Origin of the sequence: Pseudomonas putida (assembly GCF_025905425.1) — a bacterium.
Classification (GTDB): domain Bacteria; phylum Pseudomonadota; class Gammaproteobacteria; order Pseudomonadales; family Pseudomonadaceae; genus Aquipseudomonas; species Aquipseudomonas putida_AF.
Genome location: NZ_CP109603.1, coordinates 4,137,889 through 4,159,670, shown reverse-complemented (window position 1 = coordinate 4,159,670; position 21,782 = coordinate 4,137,889). Strand labels below are relative to the sequence as shown.

Annotated in this window: 17 protein-coding genes and 1 pseudogene; 12 read left to right on the top strand and 6 right to left on the bottom strand. The window is 64.7% G+C overall.

Annotated features, from left to right (window positions below):
• Positions 1-15: 15 nt before the first annotated feature.
• Positions 16-483, bottom strand: coding sequence for a GNAT family N-acetyltransferase (locus OGV19_RS18605; protein WP_264310090.1), 468 nt, complete (start codon positions 481-483; stop codon positions 16-18).
• Between the two features lie 99 nt (positions 484-582).
• On the opposite strand from OGV19_RS18605, the gene OGV19_RS18600 reads away from it, so the two are divergent.
• From OGV19_RS18600 to OGV19_RS18575, 5 genes and pseudogenes are all read left to right on the top strand, one after another.
• Positions 583-1,695, top strand: a complete 1,113-nt coding sequence (locus tag OGV19_RS18600) for an NAD(P)/FAD-dependent oxidoreductase (protein ID WP_413470105.1) — start codon at positions 583-585, stop codon at positions 1,693-1,695.
• Positions 1,692-2,465: an APH(3') family aminoglycoside O-phosphotransferase gene (locus tag OGV19_RS18595; protein ID WP_264310088.1), complete on the top strand. Its 774-nt coding sequence runs from the start codon at positions 1,692-1,694 to the stop codon at positions 2,463-2,465. The genes OGV19_RS18600 and OGV19_RS18595 overlap by 4 nt, the downstream gene beginning before the upstream one ends.
• Before the next feature lie 140 nt (positions 2,466-2,605).
• Positions 2,606-3,988, top strand: coding sequence for a multicopper oxidase family protein (locus OGV19_RS18590; RefSeq protein ID WP_264310087.1), 1,383 nt, complete (start codon positions 2,606-2,608; stop codon positions 3,986-3,988).
• A complete protein-coding gene (tadA, locus tag OGV19_RS18585) occupies positions 3,988-4,467 on the top strand; it encodes a tRNA adenosine(34) deaminase TadA (RefSeq protein WP_264310086.1) in 480 nt (159 codons plus the stop codon). The genes OGV19_RS18590 and tadA overlap by 1 nt, the downstream gene beginning before the upstream one ends.
• A 263-nt stretch (positions 4,468-4,730) precedes the next feature.
• Positions 4,731-4,874, top strand: a pseudogene (locus tag OGV19_RS18575) (tRNA-specific adenosine deaminase); the annotation flags it as partial.
• Positions 4,875-5,187: 313 nt separating this feature from the next.
• On the opposite strand, the gene mltF reads toward OGV19_RS18575, so the two are convergent.
• Positions 5,188-6,645, bottom strand: coding sequence for a membrane-bound lytic murein transglycosylase MltF (gene mltF / locus OGV19_RS18565; protein WP_264310085.1), 1,458 nt, complete (start codon positions 6,643-6,645; stop codon positions 5,188-5,190).
• Positions 6,646-6,889: 244 nt separating this feature from the next.
• Between mltF and purL the strand changes: the two genes are divergently transcribed.
• Together purL and OGV19_RS18555 are read left to right on the top strand one after the other, a co-directional pair.
• Positions 6,890-10,789 (top strand): phosphoribosylformylglycinamidine synthase, encoded by a 3,900-nt coding sequence (purL, locus tag OGV19_RS18560; protein WP_264310084.1) that lies wholly within the window; start codon positions 6,890-6,892, stop codon positions 10,787-10,789.
• Positions 10,790-10,792: 3 nt separating this feature from the next.
• Positions 10,793-11,104, top strand: coding sequence for a YqfO family protein (locus tag OGV19_RS18555; RefSeq protein ID WP_264310083.1), 312 nt, complete (start codon positions 10,793-10,795; stop codon positions 11,102-11,104).
• Between the two features lie 103 nt (positions 11,105-11,207).
• Here the strand turns inward: OGV19_RS18555 and tatC are convergent, their stop codons facing one another.
• From tatC to tatA, 3 genes are read right to left on the bottom strand one after another with little or no spacing between them, the layout of a single operon-like run.
• Positions 11,208-11,969 carry a twin-arginine translocase subunit TatC gene (gene tatC, locus OGV19_RS18550; RefSeq protein ID WP_264310082.1) on the bottom strand — a complete coding sequence of 254 codons (762 nt, stop codon included), beginning with the start codon at positions 11,967-11,969 and terminating at the stop codon, positions 11,208-11,210.
• Positions 11,966-12,256 (bottom strand): Sec-independent protein translocase protein TatB, encoded by a 291-nt coding sequence (tatB, locus tag OGV19_RS18545; protein ID WP_264310081.1) that lies wholly within the window; start codon positions 12,254-12,256, stop codon positions 11,966-11,968. The genes tatC and tatB overlap by 4 nt, the downstream gene beginning before the upstream one ends.
• A complete protein-coding gene (gene tatA / locus OGV19_RS18540) occupies positions 12,256-12,480 on the bottom strand; it encodes a twin-arginine translocase TatA/TatE family subunit (RefSeq protein WP_264310080.1) in 225 nt (74 codons plus the stop codon). The genes tatB and tatA overlap by 1 nt, the downstream gene beginning before the upstream one ends.
• A gap of 147 nt (positions 12,481-12,627) precedes the next feature.
• Between tatA and gspK the strand changes: the two genes are divergently transcribed.
• The gene (gene gspK / locus OGV19_RS18535) at positions 12,628-13,593 is read left to right on the top strand and encodes a type II secretion system minor pseudopilin GspK (RefSeq protein ID WP_264310079.1); all 966 of its coding nucleotides are present in this window, start codon (positions 12,628-12,630) and stop codon (positions 13,591-13,593) included.
• Positions 13,594-14,186: 593 nt separating this feature from the next.
• Here the strand turns inward: gspK and OGV19_RS18530 are convergent.
• Entirely contained in the window at positions 14,187-16,265 is a 2,079-nt protein-coding gene (locus OGV19_RS18530) for a PhoX family protein (RefSeq protein WP_264310078.1), read from the bottom strand.
• Positions 16,266-16,489: 224 nt separating this feature from the next.
• Between OGV19_RS18530 and OGV19_RS18525 the strand changes: the two genes are divergently transcribed.
• The 4 genes from OGV19_RS18525 to OGV19_RS18510 are packed head-to-tail and all read left to right on the top strand — an operon-like array spanning position 16,490 to position 21,779.
• Positions 16,490-18,130 (top strand): bifunctional UDP-sugar hydrolase/5'-nucleotidase, encoded by a 1,641-nt coding sequence (locus tag OGV19_RS18525; RefSeq protein ID WP_264310077.1) that lies wholly within the window; start codon positions 16,490-16,492, stop codon positions 18,128-18,130.
• Positions 18,127-18,552, top strand: a complete 426-nt coding sequence (locus OGV19_RS18520; RefSeq protein ID WP_264310076.1) for a pilus assembly protein PilZ — start codon at positions 18,127-18,129, stop codon at positions 18,550-18,552. Before OGV19_RS18525 ends, OGV19_RS18520 begins: the two co-directional genes overlap by 4 nt.
• Positions 18,553-18,573: 21 nt before the next feature.
• Positions 18,574-20,331, top strand: a complete 1,758-nt coding sequence (gene gspD / locus OGV19_RS18515; protein ID WP_264313973.1) for a type II secretion system secretin GspD — start codon at positions 18,574-18,576, stop codon at positions 20,329-20,331.
• Positions 20,331-21,779 (top strand): GspE/PulE family protein, encoded by a 1,449-nt coding sequence (locus OGV19_RS18510; protein WP_264313972.1) that lies wholly within the window; start codon positions 20,331-20,333, stop codon positions 21,777-21,779. The genes gspD and OGV19_RS18510 overlap by 1 nt, the downstream gene beginning before the upstream one ends.
• Positions 21,780-21,782: the final 3 nt, after the last annotated feature.

The window sequence follows — 21,782 nt, the reverse complement described above, 5'->3', positions numbered from 1 at the left end:
GCGGGCTTTTGCGTTTTACCGAGCGCTGCTATCGATCCCGAGCTGCAAGATCTCATCGCCCGCTTCATCGTGCTCGCCTGTCGACGTCCACCCCAGGTGGCGATAGAACCCATAAGAGCGCGCGTTCGGGTCGCTGGAGCACGCCAGGAACAATCGCTCGAACCCCAGTTCCCCCAGGTGATCGACGACCATCTGGAGCAAGCGTTTGCCGATCCCTTGGTCCTCATATGCCGGCAACAGTGCGAGCACGGTGACCTCGCCGCTGTCCTTGTCAGCGAAGCAGTAGCCCACCATCTGGTCGTCCTTGCAAGCCACGAAGCCTGGGCCGCTGCCATCGCGAATGCTGCTGCTCCAGGAATCGACGGTGATGCCCAGGGCGCGCAGGTCTTCTTCGGTGAACGCGTTTTCTCGGGTCAATGCCCGGAGGGTCATACAGGTTGCGGCATCTTCAGGTGCTGCGGGGCGAAAGGTTATGGCGGTCATACGTCTGGCCTCACGTTGAAAACGCCATTGTGCGTAGACGACTGCCTGCGCGTCTGTGAGCAAACGTAAGCCGCCGGCCGCCATTGAGTGTGAATACGATTGTTCACAGACGTTAAGGCTGCCATTGCGCACACTACGCTTCCTCGGATTTGCGCAAGGACAAACGCAATAGCACGCAACGTTCCTCATGTAGTGGTGGTGGGCGGCGGTATCATCGGCGCCTCCATCGCCTGGCACCTGGCCCGGCGGGGTGCCCCGGTCACCGTGCTTGAACGCGAGCGGGCCATTGCCCGGGGTGTCACCGGGCACTCGTATGGTTGGGTGGGCACCGGCAGCCGCCTCCCTTCCGAGCACCCGGCAGGCTTTGCCCTGGAGCAGCGTGCCCTGGCTCAATTTGCGCAGCTGACGCAAGCGCTCGGGCCGCTGCCGGTGGCAGCGCAAGGTGGTTTGATCTGGCTCGACAGCGAGCAGGAGACCTTGGCCATGCTTGCCGAGCAGCAGGCGGCCGGGGTGTCGATGATGGCGGTGGGGCGCGAGCGCATCCGCGAGCTGGAGCCCGGCTTGGTGCAGCCTCCGGACATGGCAATTTGGTCACCGGACGATTTTGCGGTCGAGCCTGATGCACTGGCTGAGCGTTTGTTGGCGGCAGCCCAGGGCGAAGGCGCCAAGGTGCTTGAGGCGTGCGAGGTACTGGCGCTGGAGGTGCAGGGGGCGCGCATTACCGGTGTGCGTACCCACGCGGGCATCGTGCCGGCGGATGTCGTCGTACTGGCCAATGCCATGGGCGCCCAGAGCCTGGCCCGGCAACTGGGGCAGGCTCTGCCCATCCACGAAGCGCCTGCGGTGCTGCTGCGGTTCGATGCCGCACAGGTGCCGCTGCGCCATCTGCTGTACGGGCAGTCGCTGGAAGTGCGGCCCGGTCGGGGTGGTGGGCTGCTGTCGGCAGCTGACTTCCCGGGTGAAGCGGGGATGGCCGAGCTCGGTCGTAGCAGCCTGCAAGCGGTTGCCAGTTTGTTTCACCCCAGTTGCGAACTGTCGCTGCGATCAATCCAGGCAGTGTACCGGCCAAAAACCGACAGTGGCCTGCCACTGCGTACGTTCCTTGAGGGGTTCGAAGGGCTGTACGTCACGGTCGCTCACCCAGGCGTTATTCTGGCGCCGCTCATGGGCAGCGAGGCCTGCGAAGACATCCTCAAAGGGCAGATGCCATGACGACCCTGCCAGCAGGCTGGCGAGAGGCCCATGGCGTTGTGGCGATGGAGGTTCAGGCGCTTGGCGAGTCTGGGGCCAGTGTCTTGCGCCTGCGCCGGCAATGCGCCGACGATCTGTTCCTCAAGTCCGAGCCCGTTGCGGCGCTGGCGGAGCTCCCAGGGGAGGTCAGCCGCCTGCGCTGGATGGCGGGGCAGGGCATGCCGGCGCCTCGGGTCGTCGATGCCGTTACTGAACAGGGACGGCACTGGTTGTTGATGACAGCAGTGCCAGGCCAGAGCTTGGCCGAGTCGGCTAAGCGTACGCCAGCGGCCACGGTTGCCCTGATGGCCGAGGCACTGCGCCAGCTGCACCAGCGACCGGCCGGGGAGTGCCCGTTCGATCATGCGCTGGCGGCGCGGGTGAGGTTGGCGCAAGCGCGCATGACGGCTGGCCTGGTCGATGAGGCAGACTTCGATGAAGAGCAACTTGGGCGCACGGCCAGTGACGTGTTCGCCGACCTGTTGGCGGCGCGCCCGGCGAAGGAGGACCGGGTGGTGACCCATGGCGATGCCTGTCTACCGAACCTGATGGCTGAGGGCGCACGCTTCAGCGGTTTCATCGACTGTGGCCGCCTGGGTGTGGCCGACCGTTGGCAGGACTTGGCGTTGGCAACCCGGGATATCGCCGCTGACCTGGGGGATGAGTGGGTGGCGCCCTTTCTGGCAAGTTATGGGGTTGAAGCGGATCCTGCCCGGATCCGCTTTTATCGATTGCTGGACGAATTCTTTTGACGCTGCGCGCAGGTATCAGGCCCAGACCTCCCTGCGACAAGACTTCACTTAATCTTTCCCATTTGCAGGTGTATCGTATTCGCCCTTCATCGCCAGCCCTGCTGGCAGCTTGATTGCGCCGAAACGAGGTACCCGCACCGATGTCCTTCACCCGTCGACAAATGCTCAAAGGCCTCACCGGCCTGGTTGTGGTAGGCCTGGGCGCCGGAGGCGCGGCGCGGTACTGGCTGGGCAAGGTCGAGGACGAGAATGCCGGGCATGACTACGAGCTGATCGCCGCACCGCTGGAGGTCGAGCTGGTGCCGGGCTTCAAGACCGAAGCTTGGGCGTTCGGCTCGTCGGCGCCGGGCACCGAGCTGCGGGTACGCCAAGGCACCTGGCTGCGGGTGCGTTTCATCAACCACCTGCCGGTCGAAACCACCATCCACTGGCACGGCATCCGCCTGCCGCTGGAAATGGACGGCGTGCCGTATGTGTCGCAACTGCCGGTCAAGCCGGGCGAGTACTTCGACTACAAGTTCCGTGTGCCGGATGCCGGCAGCTACTGGTACCACCCGCATGTCAGCAGTTCCGAAGAGCTCGGCCGCGGGCTGGTCGGGCCGTTGATCGTCGAGGAGCGCGAGCCTACTGGGTTCTTGCATGAGCGCACGATGAGCCTGAAAAACTGGCACGTGGATGAGCAGGGCGCTTGGCTGCCGTTCAGCATCCCCCGCGAGGCCGCACGTAATGGCACGGCCGGGCGGCTGATTACCATCAACGGCCAGGCCGATTCGGTGACCGAGTTGCCAGCTGGCCAGGTGGTGCGCTTGCGCCTGCTCAACCTGGACAACACCTGGACCTATCGCCTGAACCTTAAGGGCAACTGCGAGGCCCGGATCTACGCGCTCGACGGCAACCCAGTCACCCCGCGCCCGCTGGACGACGATTATTGGCTGGGGCCTGGCATGCGCATCTGCCTGGCTATCCGCATCCCCGAGGCGGGGCAGGAAATCTCTCTGCGCGACGGTTTCGTGCGCCTGGGCACTTTGCGTTCGGTCGCCAGCAGTGACGCCCCCAGCGACTGGCCGCCCGCATTGCCGCCAAACCCAGTGGCCGAGCCGGACCTGGAGAACGCCGAGAAGCTCAACTTCAATTTCGAATGGGTGGGCAAGGTTTCGGTCAACACCGAGAACGGCAAGCCACCAAGCTTGTGGCAAATCAATGGCCAGGCCTGGGACATTACCGACAAGACCTGCGCCGACCGGCCCATCGCCACACTGCAGAAGGGCAAGAGCTACATCTTCGAGCTGAAGAATATGACCCAATACCAGCACCCGATCCATTTGCACGGGATGAGCTTCAAGGTGATCGCCTCCAACCGCCGGGAGATCGTCGAGCCGTGGTTTACCGACACTTACCTGCTGGGCAAGAACGAACGCGCCCAGGTGGCGTTGGTCGCCGATAACCCAGGCACCTGGATGTTCCACTGCCACGTTATCGACCACATGGAAACCGGCCTGATGGCCGCGATTACGGTGGTCTGATGCGCCCGCAGATCATCGATCGCAGCCGCGATCAGGAATTCATGCGCCTGGCCCTGGCACTGGCCGCCGAGGGTGCGGCCATGGGCGAGGTGCCGGTGGGGGCGGTGCTGGTGCAGCATGGCCAGGTGATCGGGCAGGGGTTCAACCGGCCGATTTTCGACAGCGACCCCAGTGCCCATGCCGAAATGGTCGCCATCCGGGCTGCGGCCAAGGCAGCGAGCAATTATCGGCTGCCGGGCAGCACCCTGTACGTGACCCTGGAACCGTGCAGCATGTGCGCGGGGTTGATCGTACATTCGCGGGTGGCGCGGGTGGTGTATGGGGCGCTGGAGCCCAAGGCGGGGATTGTGCAGAGCCAGGGGCAGTTCTTTGGCCAGGCTTTTTTGAATCATCGGGTGATGGTGGAGGGCGGGGTGCTGGCCGAGGAGTGCGGGCAGATCCTCAGTGACTTTTTCAAGGCTCGGCGGGCCAAGGGTTAGCCTGTACCGGCCCCTTCGCGGGGCAAGCCCGCTCCCACAGATACCCTATAACCTCCAGGAAGTCGGGATCCTGTGGGAGCCAGGGGCAGTTCTTTGGCCAGGCTTTTTTGAATCATCGGGTGATGGTGGAGGGCGGGGGTGCTGGCCGAGGAGTGCGGGCAGATCCTCAGTGACTTTTTCAAGGCTCGGCGGGCCAAGGGTTAGCCTGTACCGGCCCCTTCGCGGGGCAAGCCCGCTCCCACAGATACCCTATAACCTCCAGGAAGTCGGGATCCTGTGGGAGCCAGGGGCAGTTCTTTGGTCAGGCTTTTTTGAATCATCGGGTGATGGTGGAGGGCGGGGTGCTGGCCGAGGAGTGCGGGCAGATCCTCAGTGACTTTTTCAAGGCTCGGCGGGCCAAGGGTTAGCCTGTACCGGCCCCTTCGCGGGGCAAGCCCGCTCCCACAGATACCCTATAACCTCCAGGAAGTCGGGATCCTGTGGGAGCCAGGGGCAGTTCTTTGGCCAGGCTTTTTTGAATCATCGGGTGATGGTGGAGGGCGGGGTGCTGGCCGAGGAGTGCGGGCAGATCCTCAGTGACTTTTTCAAGGTTCGGCGGGCCAAGGGTTAGCCTGTACCGGCCCCTTCGCGGGCAAGCCCGCTCCCACAGATACCCTATAACCTCCAGGAAGTCGGGATCCTGTGGGAGCGGGCTTGCCCCGCGAAGAGGCCAGTACAGGCTTACATCGGCGGCGACTGCTCCGCCGGCTTGTCCTTGTTCACACCGGGTACATGCAAATTGCCCTCGGCCATCTGGCCTTCGAGCTGCGGCTGGGTCACCCAGGTGAGGATGTCGTAGTAACGGCGGATGTTGGCCACGAAGTGCACCGGCTCACCACCGCGGGCATAGCCGTACTTGGTCTTGCTGTACCACTGCTTCTGCGCCAGGCGCGGCAGCATCTTCTTCACGTCCAGCCACTTGTTCGGGTTGAGCTTCTCGCGCTTGGCCAGGGTGCGGGCGTCTTCCAGGTGGCCGCTGCCGACGTTGTAGGCGGCCAGGGCGAACCAAGTGCGGTCGGGTTCCTGGATGCTGTCGTCAAGCTGCTGCTTGATCAGCATGAAGTACTTGGCGCCACCCTGGATGCTCTGTTTCGGGTCCAGGCGATTGGACACGCCCATGGCCTGCGCGGTGCGCTGGGTAAGCATCATCAGGCCGCGCACGCCGGTCTTGGAGGTGACTTCCGGCTGCCACATGGATTCCTGATAGCCGATGGCCGCCAGCAGACGCCAATCAACCTGTTCAACCTTGGCGTAGCTCTTGAAGTGCTTCTCGTACTTGGGCAGGCGCTGCTGCAGGTGCTGGGCGAAGGTGTAGGCGCCGACGTAGCCCAGTACATCGACATGGCCGTAGTAGCGGTCTTTCAGGCGCTGCAGGGTGCCGTTCTTCTGCGCTTTGTCGAGGAACTCGTTAACCTCGTTGAGCAGGCTGTTGTCCTCGCCGGCAGCCACTGCCCAGCGCTGGTCGCGGGTGTCGCCCAGGTCGAAGGCGACCCGTACGTTGGGGAAATACACCTGGTTCATCGCCAATTCGTTGGAATCGACCAGGGTCAGGTCGATCTGCCCTTCATCGACCATGCGCAGCAGGTCGACCACCTCGACGGCGTCGGATTCTTCGTATTCCAGGCCCGGGTACTGTTTTTTCAGCGCGGCCAGTTGGTCGGCATGGCTGCTGCCCTGGAGCACCATGATCTTCTTGCCGACCAGGCCCTTGGCTTCGGTGGGGCGGGAGCGGCCGTTGCGGTAGATGACCTGAGGGGTGACTTCCAGGTACGGGTGGGAGAATTTTGCCTGGGTCTTGCGCCGCTCGCTGCTCACAAGGCCCGCGGCCGCCAGCACCGGGCCTGAGGGCTTGCCCAGTTCGTCGAACAGTTGGTCGAGGTTGTCGGCCGTCTCGATCTCCAGCTTCACGCCGAGATCATCGGCGAAATGCTTGACCAGTTCGTACTCGAAACCGGTTTCGCCGTTACGGTCCTGGAAATAGGTCGCCGGGCTGTTGCGGGTGATGACGCGCAGCACGCCATCCTCCTTCACGCGCTCTAGGGTGCTGGGTTTTTCAACACAGGCACCGAGCATCAGAAAGAGTCCGGTTGCGATGAGCCATCTGGCGCAGCGCTGGCGCAAAGCAGTGTGGGCGAACATAGCTTGCAGTATACGCAAAGGACAGGCGGCGCCATATCTCGACAACAGATAGCTTGTCTGGTAGCGGTTTTTTCGCTAGGCGCGTCAGGGCGCCATGGACAGGCTGAAAAACCGGCAATTTTTCTGACCCCGAAGTCCGGTTCCGCCGCCCGGCAGCATTGCCCTCTGGCGGGTGCCGAAAGCCGCGGAATTAGGCTAGAATGCACGGCCTCTAAGCACACCCCTTCCTGAGGCTGTCCCGACGATGTTGATCCTGCGCGGCGCTCCTGCCCTTTCTGCCTTTCGCCACGGTAAATTACTCGAGCAACTGAGCCAGAAAGTCCCCGCTGTTACTGGTTTGTATGCCGAATTCGCCCACTTCGCCGATGTCGACGGCGAGCTGACCGCCGACCAGCAGCAGGTGCTGGGCCGTCTGCTCAAGTACGGCCCGAGCGTCCCGGTACAGGAGCCGACCGGCCGCCTGTTCCTGGTCGTACCGCGCCTGGGCACCATTTCGCCCTGGGCCAGCAAGGCCAGCGACATCGCCCACAACTGCGGCCTGCAGTCGATCCAGCGCCTGGAGCGCGGCATCGCCTACTACGTTGCCGGTAACCTGAGCGAAGCCGATGCCCTGGCCGTCGCCGCCGAGTTGCACGACCGCATGACCCAGCGCGTGCTGGCCCAGCTGGAACAGGCATCCGACCTGTTCAGCCACGCCCAGCCCAAGCCGATGACCTCGGTCGACATCCTGGGCGGTGGCCGCGATGCGCTGGCCAAGGCCAACGTCGACCTGGGCTTGGCCCTGGCCGAAGACGAGATTGACTACCTGGTCGCCGCTTTCCAGAACCTTGCGCGCAACCCGAACGACATCGAACTGATGATGTTCGCCCAGGCCAACTCCGAGCACTGCCGCCACAAGATCTTCAACGCCAGTTGGGACATCGACGGCCAGGCTCAGGAAAAGAGCCTGTTCGGCATGATCAAGAACACCTACCAGATGCACAGCGAAGGCGTATTGTCGGCTTACAAAGACAACGCCTCGGTGATCGTCGGTAACGTTGCCGGCCGCTTCTTCCCGAACCCTGAGACCCGCCAGTACGGCGCGGTGCAGGAGCCGGTGCACATCCTGATGAAGGTCGAGACGCACAACCACCCGACCGCCATCGCGCCGTTCTCCGGTGCATCTACCGGCTCCGGCGGCGAAATCCGTGACGAAGGCGCCACCGGTCGCGGCGCCAAGCCCAAGGCTGGCCTGACCGGCTTCACCGTGTCCAACCTGCGCATCCCAGGCTTCGAACAGCCGTGGGAGCAGGCATACGGCAAGCCTGAGCGCATCGTCGACGCACTCGACATCATGGTCGAGGGCCCACTGGGTGGTGCTGCGTTCAACAACGAATTCGGTCGCCCGGCACTGACCGGCTACTTCCGTACCTTCGAGCAGGCGATCAACACCCCGCACGGCGAAGAAGTGCGCGGCTACCACAAGCCGATCATGCTCGCAGGCGGCATGGGCAACATCCGTGAAGAGCATGTGCAGAAGGCCGAAATCACCGTCGGCGCCAAGCTGATCGTGCTCGGCGGCCCGGCCATGCTCATCGGCCTGGGTGGCGGTGCGGCTTCGTCGGTCGCCACCGGCGCCAGCTCCGCCGACCTGGACTTCGCGTCGGTACAGCGCGAAAACCCGGAAATGGAGCGCCGTTGCCAAGAGGTCATCGACCGCTGCTGGCAGCTGGGTGACAAGAACCCGATCGCCTTCATCCACGACGTCGGCGCCGGTGGTATCTCCAACGCCTTCCCTGAGCTGGTCAACGACGGTGGCCGCGGTGGCCGCTTCGAACTGCGCAACGTGCCCAACGACGAGCCGGGCATGGCCCCGCACGAAATTTGGAGCAACGAGTCGCAGGAACGTTACGTGCTGGCCGTCAGCGCCGTCGATTTCGACCGCTTCCAGGCCATCTGTGAGCGTGAGCGCTGCCCGTTCGCCGTGGTCGGCGAGGCGACTGAAGAGCCGCACCTGACCGTCACCGACAGTCACTTCGGCAATACGCCGGTGGACATGCCGCTGGACGTGCTGCTGGGCAAGCCGCCGCGCATGCACCGTTCGGTCACCCGTGAAGCCGAGCTTGGCGATGAGTTCGACCCAAGCACCCTGTCGCTGGCCGATTCGGTCAAGCGCGTGCTGCACCACCCTGCGGTGGCCAGCAAGAGCTTCCTGATCACCATCGGCGACCGCACCATCACTGGCCTGGTGGCCCGTGACCAAATGGTCGGCCCATGGCAGGTGCCGGTGGCCGACTGCGCCGTCACCGCCACCAGCTTCGACGTCTACACCGGTGAAGCCATGGCCATGGGTGAGCGCACCCCGTTGGCCCTGCTCGACGCCCCGGCGTCTGGCCGCATGGCCATCGGCGAAACCCTGACTAACCTGGCGGCTTCGCGGATCGAAAAGCTGTCCGACATCAAACTGTCGGCCAACTGGATGTCCGCTGCCGGCCACCCAGGTGAAGATGCCCGCCTGTACGACACGGTCAAGGCCGTGGGCATGGAACTGTGCCCTGAGCTGGGTATCACCATCCCGGTCGGCAAAGACTCGATGTCGATGAAGACCAAGTGGAGTGAAGAGGGCGTCGAGAAGAGCGTGACCTCGCCAATGTCGCTGATCATCACCGGCTTTGCCCCGGTCACCGACATCCGCAAGACGCTCACCCCTGAACTGCGCATGGACAAGGGCGAAACCGACCTGATCCTGATCGACCTGGGCCGCGGCAAGAACCGCATGGGCGCCTCGATCCTGGCACAGACCCACGGCAAGCTGGCCAATGCTGCACCGGACGTCGACGATGCCGAAGACCTCAAGGCCTTCTTCGCCGTGATCCAGGGCCTCAACGCCGACGGCCACCTGCTGGCTTACCACGACCGTTCCGATGGTGGCCTGATGACCACCGTGCTGGAAATGGCCTTCGCCGGCCATTGCGGCTTCGACCTTGAACTGGACACCCTGACCAGCAAGCCAGAAAAAGTCGCCGCCATCCTCTTCAACGAAGAGCTGGGTGCGGTGATCCAGGTTCGCCAAGATGCCACCCCGGACGTACTGGCTCAGTTCAGCGCCGCTGGCCTGGGTGAAGACTGCGTCGCGGTGATCGGCCAGCCGATCAACAACAGCGAAGTGGTCGTGCGCCTGAACGGTGAAGAACTGTTCAAGGGCGACCGTCGCCTGCTGCAACGCCAGTGGGCCGAGACCAGCTACCAGGTTCAGCGCCTGCGTGACAACGCCGAATGCGCCGACCAGGAATTCGACGCGCTGCTCGAAGAAGACAACCCTGGCCTGTCGGTCAAGCTGGGCTTTGACGTCAACGACGACATCGCCGCGCCGTACATCAAGAAAGGCGTGCGCCCGCAAGTGGCGATCCTGCGTGAGCAGGGCGTCAATGGCCAGGTCGAGATGGCTGCCGCCTTCGACCGCGCAGGCTTCGCCGCCATCGACGTGCACATGAGCGACATCCTCGCTGGCCGTGTCGATTTCGAAGCCTTCAAGGGCCTGGTTGCCTGCGGTGGGTTCTCCTACGGTGACGTGCTGGGTGCTGGTGAGGGCTGGGCCAAGTCGGCGCTGTTCAACGCCCGTGCCCGCGATGCCTTCCAGGCCTTCTTCGAGCGTACCGACAGCTTCGCCCTGGGCGTGTGCAACGGTTGCCAGATGATGTCCAACCTGCACGAGCTGATCCCGGGCACCGAGTTCTGGCCGCACTTCGTGCGTAACCGTTCCGAGCAGTTCGAAGCCCGTGTGGCCATGGTCGAGGTGCAGAAGTCCAACTCGATCTTCCTGCAGGGCATGGCCGGTTCGCGCATGCCGATCGCCATCGCCCACGGCGAAGGCCATGCCGAGTTCGCCAACGAAGCGGCACTGCTGGAAGCCGACGTGTCCGGTTGCGTGGCCCTGCGCTACGTCGACAACCACGGCAAGGTCACCGAAACCTACCCGGCCAACCCGAACGGCTCGCCGCGTGGTATCACCGGCCTCACCAGCCGCGACGGCCGCGTGACCATCATGATGCCGCACCCGGAGCGTATGTTCCGCGCTGTGCAGAACTCCTGGCGCCCGGATGAGTGGCAGGAAGATGCCGCGCTGATGCGTATGTTCCGCAACGCGCGGGTTTGGGTGAACTAAGGCGTGTACAAGCTCGCCTTCTTCGTCCCGGCCAGCCACGTCGATGTGGTCAAGGCCGCCGTGTTCGCCGCCGGTGGCGGGCGTATCGGCGACTACGACCACTGCGCCTGGCAAACCCTGGGCCAAGGCCAGTTTCGCCCGTTGGACGGCAGCCAGCCGTTTCTCGGGCAAACCGGCCAGGTCGAGGTGGTCGAGGAATGGAAGGTGGAGCTGGTGGTGGCTGACGACCTGATTGCTCAGGTCGTTGCCGCGCTCAAGCAGAGCCACCCGTATGAAACGCCAGCCTATGAAGTCTGGCCACTGGCTGACTTCTAGACCGCATCCAGGCTCTTCGCGGGCAAGCCCGCTCCCACAGGGATATCACAGGGCTTGAAGCTTGTGATATCCCTGTGGGAGCGGGCTTGCCCGCGAAGTGGCCCTACACTCCAGTCACCATTTCTTTGCCAGGCTCGGGCCGCTTCAACCCGCCACACGCCAACAACCCCACCTCGAACAGCACCCACATCGGCACCGCCAGCATCGTCTGCGAAAACACGTCCGGTGGCGTCAGAATCATCCCCACCACAAAGCACCCGACGATCACGTAGGGCCGGCTACGGCGCAGTGTCGCCACATCCGCCAACCCCACCCAGACCACGATGAACGTCGCCACCGGGATCTCGAACGCCAGCCCGAACGCCAGGAACAGCGCCATGATGAAGTCCAGGTACTGGCTGATGTCGGTCATCATCGCCACGCCATCGGGCGTCACGCTGGCGAAGAAGCCGAACATCATCGGGAATACCAGAAAGAACGCGAACGCCATGCCGGCATAAAACAGCAGGATGCTCGACACCAGCAGCGGCAGGGCAATCCGCCGTTCGCGGCGATACAGGCCTGGCGCCAGAAACCCCCAGGCCTGGTGCAACAACAGCGGCATGGCGACAAACAGCGCGCACATCGCGGTCAGCTTGAAGGGTGTCAGAAAGGGTGAGGTGACACTGGTCGCGATCATGCTGGCGCCTTCCGGCAGGAAGCGGCGCAGGGGTTCGGAGATCAGTGTGTAGAGGGTCTGGGCGAAGGGGAACAGGCCGGCGAAAACCAGTGCGATCAACCCCAGGCAACGCACCAGGCGCTTGCGCAGCTCACGCAGGTGCTCGGTCAGCGGCATGCCCGCCGCAGGGTCCATGGCAAGGCTCATGAAACACTCTCCCTGGGTACTGCGACGGTTGCCGCGTCATTGGCCGAGGGGGCGGCAAGGCTGATGCCCTGACGAATCTCCTGTTCCAGGCGCTGCAAGGGCGCGCTGTCGAGGTTGGGCAATTCGATCTCCCGCTCCATCTGCGTGCGCAGGCCATGCATGGCCCTGCGCGCCTGGCCCAGGCCGCGCCCAAGCGTACGTGCCGCTACCGGCAGCCGCTCGGGGCCCAGCACCAGCAGTGCGACGATGCCGACCAGCAGCAACTCGCTGAAGCCTACCTCGAACATCAGGCCTGACGGTCCGGTGGCGTAGCCTGGCCGGCCAGCGGTGCCTGCTGTTGTACGTGAGCCGGGCCGGGCGAGCTGGCGTCGTTGTCACCGCCCATGGACTTGCGAAACCCCTGGATCGCCTCGCCCACATCGCTGCCCAGGCCCTTGAGGCGCTTGGTACCAAACAGCAGGAATACGATCATCAATACGATCACCAGTTGCCAGATTCCAATGCCACCCATTGCGACCACTCCTGTAAGGCCATGAAAAGGAAGGGCAATCCTGCCTCGTGCAGATGACGTGAACATGACGGAACGTGCCATTGCCATCTGCCTGCAACACCCGGCGTGTTGACTGGCGCTTTTACGGGCCATGAGAGGCGCCTGCAGATGGGCGGTAAACGACAGCAGGGTGCGGCCTTGCTGATGGTGATGGTGGTGTTGGCGATGCTCGCGGCAGGCATGGCCTGGCTGGTGGAGGATGGCCGGCGTCAGGTCGATGAAGTGCGCCTGTTGCAGCAGCGGGTGCAGGTCAGGGCCATGGAGCAGGCCGGCTTGGCTTATGCCGAACAGGCGCTGCGCGACCCGGCCTGGCGGCTTAGCCCGTTGTTCTGGCAGGCCTTGCGCGGGCAACCGTTGGACTACGATTTTGGCGCAGGCCAGGCGCAACTGCGGGTGCGCGACCAGCACACGTGCTTCAACGTCAACGCCTTGCTCGGGGCTGATGGCGAGCGCGCCGAGCGCCAGCTGCGCCGCCTGTTGGGCGACGACATGGCGGCAGAGCGCCTGGTCGATGCCCTGGCCGATTGGCTCGACACTGACAGCGATACCCGCCTGCAAGGGGCCGAAAGTGCCCAGTACCTGCGCCAGCAACCAGCGCGCCTGGCGGCTAACCAACCGATGCTCGACACCAGCGAGCTGAACCTGCTGCTGGAGCCGGATGCCACGCGTCAGGCCCGCTACCCGATGCTGTGCGCCCTGCCGCAAACAACCGGCTGGCGCTTGAACGCCAATGCCTTGGGGCTGGAGCATCTGCCCATGCTCGAGGCGTTGTACGAGGGGCGCTACCCACGTGCGCTGCTCAGCCGCATCGTCAGTGGCCGGCCGGCGTCGGGGTATGTGGATGCCGCAGCGCTGCGCCAGGCGTTGGGGGCGGTGGATGATGAGACGTTCGAACGGTTGAGCGAAGGATTGCTGCTCAACAGTGGGCATTTTCTGTTGCAGCTGTCGTTCGAGGAAGAGGGGCGGGTGATGCGCAGCGCGTTTCAGGTCGAGGCGCTGGGGGTGGTGCAGTGGCATGCGCGGGTGCCGGCGCAGCAGGTGCGGGTGAAGAGTCGTGAGCCGATACTCTGGTAAACCTCGCCGGCCTCTTCGCGGGGCAAGCCCGCTCCCACAGGTACCCCACTGCCCTTGAGACTAGCGGGGTACCTCCCACAGGTCCCCCACTGCCCTTGAGACTAGCGGGGTGCCTCCCACAGGTCCCCCACTGCCCTTGAGACTAGCGGGGTGCCTCCCACAGGTCCCCCACTGCCCTTGAGACTAGCGGGGTGCCTCCCACAGGTCCCCCACTGCCCTTGAGACTAGCGGGGTGCCTCCCACAGGTCCCCCACTGCCCTTGAGACTAGCGGGGTGCCTCCCACAGGTCCCCCACTGCCCTTGAGACTAGCGGGGTGCCTCCCACAGGTCCCCCACTGCCCTTGAGACTAGCGGGGTGCCTCCCACAGGTCCCCCACTGCCCTTGAGACTAGTGGGGTACCTCCCACAGGTCCCCCACTGCCCTTGAGACTAGCGGGGTGCCTCCCACAGGTCCCCCACTGCCCTTGAGACTAGCGGGGTACCTCCCACAGGTCCCCCCACTGCCCTTGAGACTAGCGGGGTGCCTGTGGGAGCGGGCTTGCCCCGCGAAGAGGCCGGTACAGCCAGCGCAAGGCTGGCTGACCAGCGCCCGGTCAGACCGTCCCGATCTCCCCGCCATCATCACGCTGAATCACCACTGTCGAAGCCCGCGGCCTTACCGTGCCCCCTGCCGGGGTAGCATCGGTAGCCTTGTCGGTATATGGCCAGTTCTCCGGATGCTGGATGTTCACGAACATCGACTTGTTGTCCGGGCTGAAGGCAATCCCGGTCACCTCGCAGCCGTTCGGCCCGACAAAGAAGCGCCGCAAATCCACCTGGTTTTGCGCGTTGACCGGCACTTGCTTGCCCGTGGCATCCACCAGATCGGTAGGGATCACCGCCAGCAACTGGTCATTGGTGTAATCGGTCAGGGTGGTTTCGCCGTTGTCGGTCTCGAACCACAACACCCCACGGCTATCGAAACTCATGCCGTCGGGGCTGGCGAACTGGTTCAGCTCGGTCAGGCCGGAACGGTTGATGTCAGCAGTACCGGCGGCATTGGCGCCAAACACGAAAATGTCCCAGGTGAAACTCAGCTGATCGTCGCTTTCGTGCCAGCGGATAATGTGGCCGTGACGGTTCGGGCCACGCGGGTTGGCGGCGTCGACTTTTTCCGGGGTACGCGCACTGTTGTTGGTCAGGGTCAGGTAGACATCGCCATTGAGCGGATTGACTGTGGTCCATTCCGGGCGGTCCATTGGGGTCGCGCCCACGGCATCACCAGCACCACGGGTGTTGAGGATGATGCCCGGCAGGTCACCGTACAGCGCGCCAAGGGTGCTGCCGGCGCTGGTGGCGGTGGCCACGTCGAGCAACAGCCATACACCCGTGCCGTCGGCATTGAAGCGGGCCACGTAGAGCTTGCCCTGGTCCATGTATTTGGCACCGGTGGCCAGGCGGTCGGCTGGGCTTGCATCGGCGGCGTCCCACACGGCGGTGGAGACGAACTTGTACAGGTACTCGTTGTTCGAGTCGTCGCCCATGTACCAGACCAGCGGCTTGCCGGCCACCGGCAGGCCTGGGCAGCAGCCTTCGTGGCGGAAGCGGCCTAGCGCCGTGCGCTTGGTGGCCAGGGTGGCGCTGTTGTAGGGGTCGATCTCGACGATGTAACCATAGGTGCTGGCTTCGTTGCGGTAGTCGTCGGCGGCGCTGGCGCCTTTGACGGTCACATCGAAACGGGCGAATTCGTCATTCACCTCGGTGCTGTCACCGGCGGCGCTTTCCCATTTGTACTGGCCGTTGGAAGTGCCGACACCAATACGGCGCTGGTCTTCAGGGCGGGTGCCTTTGTTGACGAAAATGCCCGGCCAGTTCTCTTCGCAGGTCAGGTAAGTGCCCCAGGGGGTGTAGCCGTTGCCGCAGTTGTTGTTGGTGCCGCGGCAGTGAGTGCCGCCAGTGGAGTACTTGGTCTTGACGTGGTCGGTACCGCGCAGCGGGCCGGTGATCTCCATGCGCGAGGCGGTGGTGAAGCGGCGGTTCAGTGGGTCGTTGTCGACCACCTGCCAGCGCCCACTGACTTTTTGCAGGCGTACTACGCCGGCGCCGTGGGCGTTGATCTCTTTGCGGATCTCTTCGGCCGGGCGCTTGCCGTTGACGTCAGTGGTCGGGCCAGCCGGGTGCAGGGCGGCCGCGTCGATGTACTCGAAGTTGATGGCCAGCAAACCGTCTTCGGAGCTGCCATTGATAGGGAAGAAGTGCATGCCGTCGTGGTGCATGCCCATGGCATTGGCCTGGTCGGTCGAGGTGTTGCTGCCATCGGACTTCCACGGGTTGGCATTGCTGTTCAGCGGCGTGCCCCATGGCGCCAGCACGTAGGCGCTGTAGCCTGCCGCGACGACACAGGCATCGGTACGCGAGCCTGGGATGGACTGGAAACCCAGTGCCAGTTTCGGGACTTCCGGTTCGGTTACAGGTGGCTCGGTCACCGGCGGTTCGGTGACAGGATCATCGTGATCGGAACCGCCACCACCGTCGAAGCAGCCTGTCAGGCCGGTACCGGCGATCATGGCGATGGCGGCGCCCAGGCTGCCGCGCATCACGCTGCGGCGGCTCAGGTAAGCGTCCATGACGCTGGCCATCGGCAGATTGCCGCTGTGGTTCCGGTCCAGGTTGTCGCCGGTATCTCGACTCATCAGGGTGTCCTTATGTTGGCTGAGTTGAAAGAAACCGCGACTGTAGAGCGCAAGTATGATGATTCCTTGGCAGAAATGTGAAAGCGCGCTTAAAACTGCACGTTCTTACGTTCGTGCCCGACAGATCGATTTGGAATCGTTGTCGGATTTCTGCCATCAAACTGTCATGCGAACGCCGCAACATCCGGGGCCCAACGTGAACTTGGATAAGGATGGCGGGCTCGATGGCAAGCAGTGTGAACAGGCGCGAAGTGATCAGCTGGATGGGTGTCGGTGCCTTGGCACCGTTGCTCGGCGCCTGTTCCGCCTTGCCAGGGCAGCGCGGTGGCAACGCCAGCCTGGATTTGCTTTATGTCGCTGACACCCTCGATGCCCGCCAGCTCGGCCTGGCCGTAGTCCCGGCGACGCGCCTGGGGCCGGTCAGCCACCTCGGGCGTGCGCCGTGGATGACCGGCACCAGCGCCAGCACCGCTTTCCCGCAACTGGCGCCGCTGCTCGATGCCGGCCGGGCCGATGAGGCCAACCTGGGCGGCTATGCGGTATTGGCAGCGCTGCTGGAACAGTTGCGTGGCGAGGCCGGGGCGGGCAACAGCCTGACCCTGGAGAACGGCCAAGGCTGGAACGGCAGTGGCCTGGCCTACCTGACCCAAGGTGAAAGTGGCGTGCAGGGCAGCCAACTGCTGGGCAGCGAAGTGCGCGTCAGCAGCGACGAGCGGGTGCTCTGGCCGCAGCGCAGCACGGCACTCTACGCTCAGTCTCCTGCCATTACGCTTGGCGCAGGGCTCGCCGATGAACACCGCCAAGGCCTCGGCCTTGAACCCCTGCACTTGTTCGAGCGGGGCGGTGCGCGCATTGCCGTGGTCGGTGTGACCGACCCTTACGCCCAGGACCAGAAAGCCTCCCTTAAACAGTGGTATCAATCTTTGCTGCCGGTGTTCGAACAGGCCCGGCGCGAGGCGGACCTGGTCGTGGCCATGGCCGATGTCGGTACCGGGCCGGGTCTGTGGCTGGCTGAACGGCTGCCGGCAATTGACGTGTTGCTGTGCGCGCGCGGCCAAGACCTGTGGCCGGCGCCAGTGCTGGCCACCCAGGCCAGCGGCCGCCGCGTGCCGGTGTTGTTCGCCGGGTGCCGGGGCAGCGGGGCGTTTCGCTTGCGCTGTCAGCAGGTGGCTGGTCAATGGCAGTTCGAGGGTCGGTTCTTCCCGGCGTTCGAACACCAGCTGGCACCGGCTGCGCAGGTGCGTGCCGGGCAGTTGCAGGCGCAGTTGCGCCAACAGCGCGCTGGCCATGCGGCGTGGCTCGATCAACCGCTGGCCCGGGCGCCCCAGAACTTGTGGCGGCGTGACACCCGTGGCGGCAGCTGGGACCGCCTGCTGCATCAGGCTCTGGCCGATGACGGCAGCATGCCCGTGCTATTGCCGGGCCTGCGTTACGACTGCCCGTTGGCCGCAGGTGCAGCGATTACCCGCGAGCACTTGATCAGCCTGACTGGGAGTTACCCGGCCCCGGTGGTCGAGGCCCCGGCCCGGCAGGTCGAGCAAGTGCTGGAAAATGCCGCTGAACAGCTGTTCGGCGACCCGCTGCTGCTGGATAACAGCCAGGACCTGCCGCGCTGGCAAACCCAAGCCTGGGGCGTCAGCTACAGCCCGCAAGGCAAGCGCATCACCGGCCTGGAGCCGGTCCAGGGGCTGTGCCGCACGTTCGGCCTGCAGTTCGAGTCGCAGGCTGGCGCACCGCTGTGGCAACGGGTAGAAGCCTGGCTGGCGCGTCAGCAGCCGGACTGGCAACTGGCACCGCTGCAATTGCCCCAGGTGCGCTATGTACAGGGCCACCCCGGTTGGCATCCCCGGCAGATGGCTTCGTGAACTTCGCTTCACGGCTGCTCACCGGCGCTTGCCTGACCCTGGCCGGCTGGCTCGCTGCACAGTGCGTGCTGCAACTGGGCCGCCAGCCACAACCGGCCAGCCCCTCCAAGGCGGTTGAAGTTCAACTGCCTGGGTTGATGGTTGGCCTCTGGCAGGCGCCCGCCGACGACGGCGCGATCGCCATGACCCGTTTGCCGCTGCATTACCTCGGCGGCCTCAAGGCCCAGCCGTTGTCGGCCAGCGTGGTGGTACTGCGCTACGGCCAGCAGGTGCGCACCCTGGCTCGCGGCCAGCGCCTGGCGCCAGGGATCGTGCTGCAGGACATCGACAGCGATGGCCTGATTTTCAACAACCAGGGGCGGCGTGAACGCCTGCCCTGGCCGCCACGCCCCGCCGTGACCGGCTTCAAGCGGCAAGGATGAACGATGCCTGTTAGATACTGCATGGCGGCTGCACTGAGCCTGGCCCTGGCCGTGGGCCTGCCCAGCGCTTGCGCTGAAGAGCCGGTGTTCGATGACAACGGCACGCCGATGTATGAGGTGAACTTCGTCGACACCGAACTGGGCGAGTTCATCGACAGTGTGTCGCGCATCACCGGCACCACGTTCATCGTCGACCCGCGGGTCAAGGGCAAGGTCACCGTGCGCACGGTCGATCTGCACGACGCCGATGCCATCTATGACATCTTCCTCGCGCAGCTGCGTGCCCAGGGCTACGCCACGGTCGATCTGCCCAACGGCAGCGTGAAGATCGTTCCCGACCAGGCTGCGCGCCTGGAACCGGTGCCGGTGGAGCCTACCGGGCAGCAGGGCGCGGGCAGCGACAGCGTAGCCACGCGGGTATTCGATTTACGCAACGCCGCCACCGAGCAGGTGCTGGGCATCCTCAAGCCCCTGATCGACCCACGGGTAGGGGTGATCACCCCGTACCCGGCCGCTCACCAGTTGGTGGTTACCGACTGGCGCAGCAACCTCGAACGCATCGCCAGCCTGCTGCGCCAGCTCGACCGCCCCAGCGAAGCAGTGGGCAGCGTCAGCACCCAGGTCATCTACCTGCGGCACGCCACTGCCAGTGAAGTGGTCAAGGTGCTGCGCGGGCTCAGCCAGGAAGGCGTGGCGCCGGCAGAAAGCGCGGGCGAAGGGGAGGTGAAGGACAGGCCGGTGATGGCCAGCGCCGGTGGCTCGGGTATTCGCCTGGAGTACGAAGAGGGTACCAACGCCGTGGTCATGGTCGGCCCCGACAGCGAGCTGGCTGCCTACCGTGCCATCGTCGAGCAACTGGACATCCGCCGTGCCCAGGTGGTGGTCGAGGCGATCATCGCCGAGGTGTCCGACAGCAGTGCCCAGGAGCTGGGTGTGCAGTGGCTGTTCGCCGATGAGAAGTTCGGGGCCGGTATCGTCAACTTCGGCAGCAATGGGGTGAACATCGCCAATATCGCGGGGGCGGCTGCCAGCGACGACAATGAGGCACTGGGCAAGCTGCTGTCTGCCACCACCGGTGCCACCGCCGGCATTGGCCACTTTGGTGGCGGTTTCAACTTCGCCATGCTGGTCAATGCGCTCAAGGGCAAGAGCGGTTTCAACCTGCTGTCCACTCCGACCTTGCTGACCCTGGACAACGCCGAGGCGTCAATCCTGGTCGGCCAGGAAGTGCCCTTCGTCACAGGCTCCGTAACGCAGAACAACGCCAACCCCTACCAGACCATCGAGCGCAAGGAGGTGGGGGTAAAGCTGCGGATCAAACCGCAGATCAACATCGACAACAGCGTGCGCCTGGACATTGTTCAGGAGGTCTCGTCGATTGCCGAATCCAGCGCTGCCAGCGATGTGATCACCAACAAGCGCGAGATCAAGACCAAGGTCATGGTCGAAGACAACGGCCTGGTGATTCTGGGCGGGCTGATCAGCGACGAGCTGAGCACCAGCAACCAGCGGGTACCACTGCTCGGTGACATCCCGTATCTGGGCCGCCTGTTCCGCTCCGATGCCAGCAAGAACACCAAGCAGAACCTGATGGTCTTCATCCGCCCGCGCATCCTGCGCGACGGGCCGAGCCTGGCCGGGCTCAGCGAAGACAAGTACCGCACCCTGCAACAGACCACCCCGCTGCAACTGCCGGACCTTGCTGGCGCTGAAGGCGGCACGCCGCTGCTGCAGGTGTTCCCCGCAAGCAGGGCGCGCCTGGAAGGAGGCACCTGGTGATGCTGCCCTACCGGCTGGCACGCCAGGCGGGCCTGGCCATGACCCCGATGCAGGGCGGCTGGCAATTGTGGCTGCGCCGCGACGCCGACAGCGACCAGTTGCAGGAGCTGCTGCGGGTGCATGGCCAGCCCAGTGCGCTGACCTACCTGGAGCCTGCGGCCTTCGACGAGCAACTGGGCCAGCTCTATCAGGCAGGCGATGCGGCCACCGAAGCGCTGATCGAAGGGATTGGCGACCAGGTTGACCTGGACAGCCTGATGAGCGAAATGCCGCGCATCGAGGACTTGCTCGAAAGCGATGACGAGGCGCCGGTGATCCGCCTGATCAACGGCCTGTTCGGCCAGGCCCTGCGCCTGCGTGCCTCGGACATTCATATCGAGACCTTCGAGCAGAGCCTGGTGGTGCGCCTGCGCGTCGACGGCCACCTGCGCGAGGTGCTGCGCCCGCCACGGGCGCTGTCGGCGATGCTGGTGTCGCGGATCAAGGTCATGGCCCGGCTGGACATCGCCGAAAAACGCCAGCCCCAGGACGGTCGCATCACCTTGCGGGCAGCCGGACGTGAGGTGGACGTGCGCGTCTCGACCCTGCCTGGCATCCACGGCGAGCGGGTGGTGATGCGTGTGCTCGACAAGCAGGCCAGCCTGCTGGCGCTGGACAACCTGGGTATGCCGGCAGCGGTGCTCAATGGCCTGCGCAATTGCCTGGCGCGGCCCAATGGCATCGTGCTGTCCACCGGCCCGACCGGCTCGGGTAAGACCACCACGCTGTACGCCAGCCTCAACAGCCTCAATGATGGCAGCCGCAACATCCTTACCGTCGAAGACCCGGTGGAGTACGCCATCGCCGGTATCGGCCAGACCGCGATCAACCCCCGCGCAGGGCTGACGTTTGCCACTGGCCTGCGCGCCATCCTGCGCCAGGACCCGGATGTGATCATGCTGGGTGAAATCCGCGACCAGGAGACCGCCCAGATTGCCGTGCAGGCCAGCCTTACCGGCCACCTGGTGCTGTCGACCCTGCACACCAACAGTGCCGTGGGCGCGGTGACCCGCTTGCGCGACATGGGCATCGAACCCTTCCTGATCGCATCGTGCCTGCGCGGTGTGCTTGCGCAGCGCCTGGTGCGGCGGCTGTGCCAGTGCGCGGTGGCGCAGCCGCTACAAGCGGCCGAGCGTGACCTGTGGCCTGAACTGTGCGCGCTGGGCAGCAGCTATCACGCCGTGGGTTGCGAGCAGTGCCAAGGCAGCGGCTATGTCGGGCGCCTGGGCCTGTACGAATTCGTCGAGCTGGACGCGGGCCTGATCGCGCTGCTGTACGACGGCGCCAGTGAACAAGCCATGCAGGATTACCTGGCTGATCGTCGGCGCAGCCTGGTCGCCATGGCCAGCGATTGCCTGGCGCGTGGCGAGACCAGCCTGGCCGAAGTGCTGCGCGTGGTGCAGGGCTGAGCC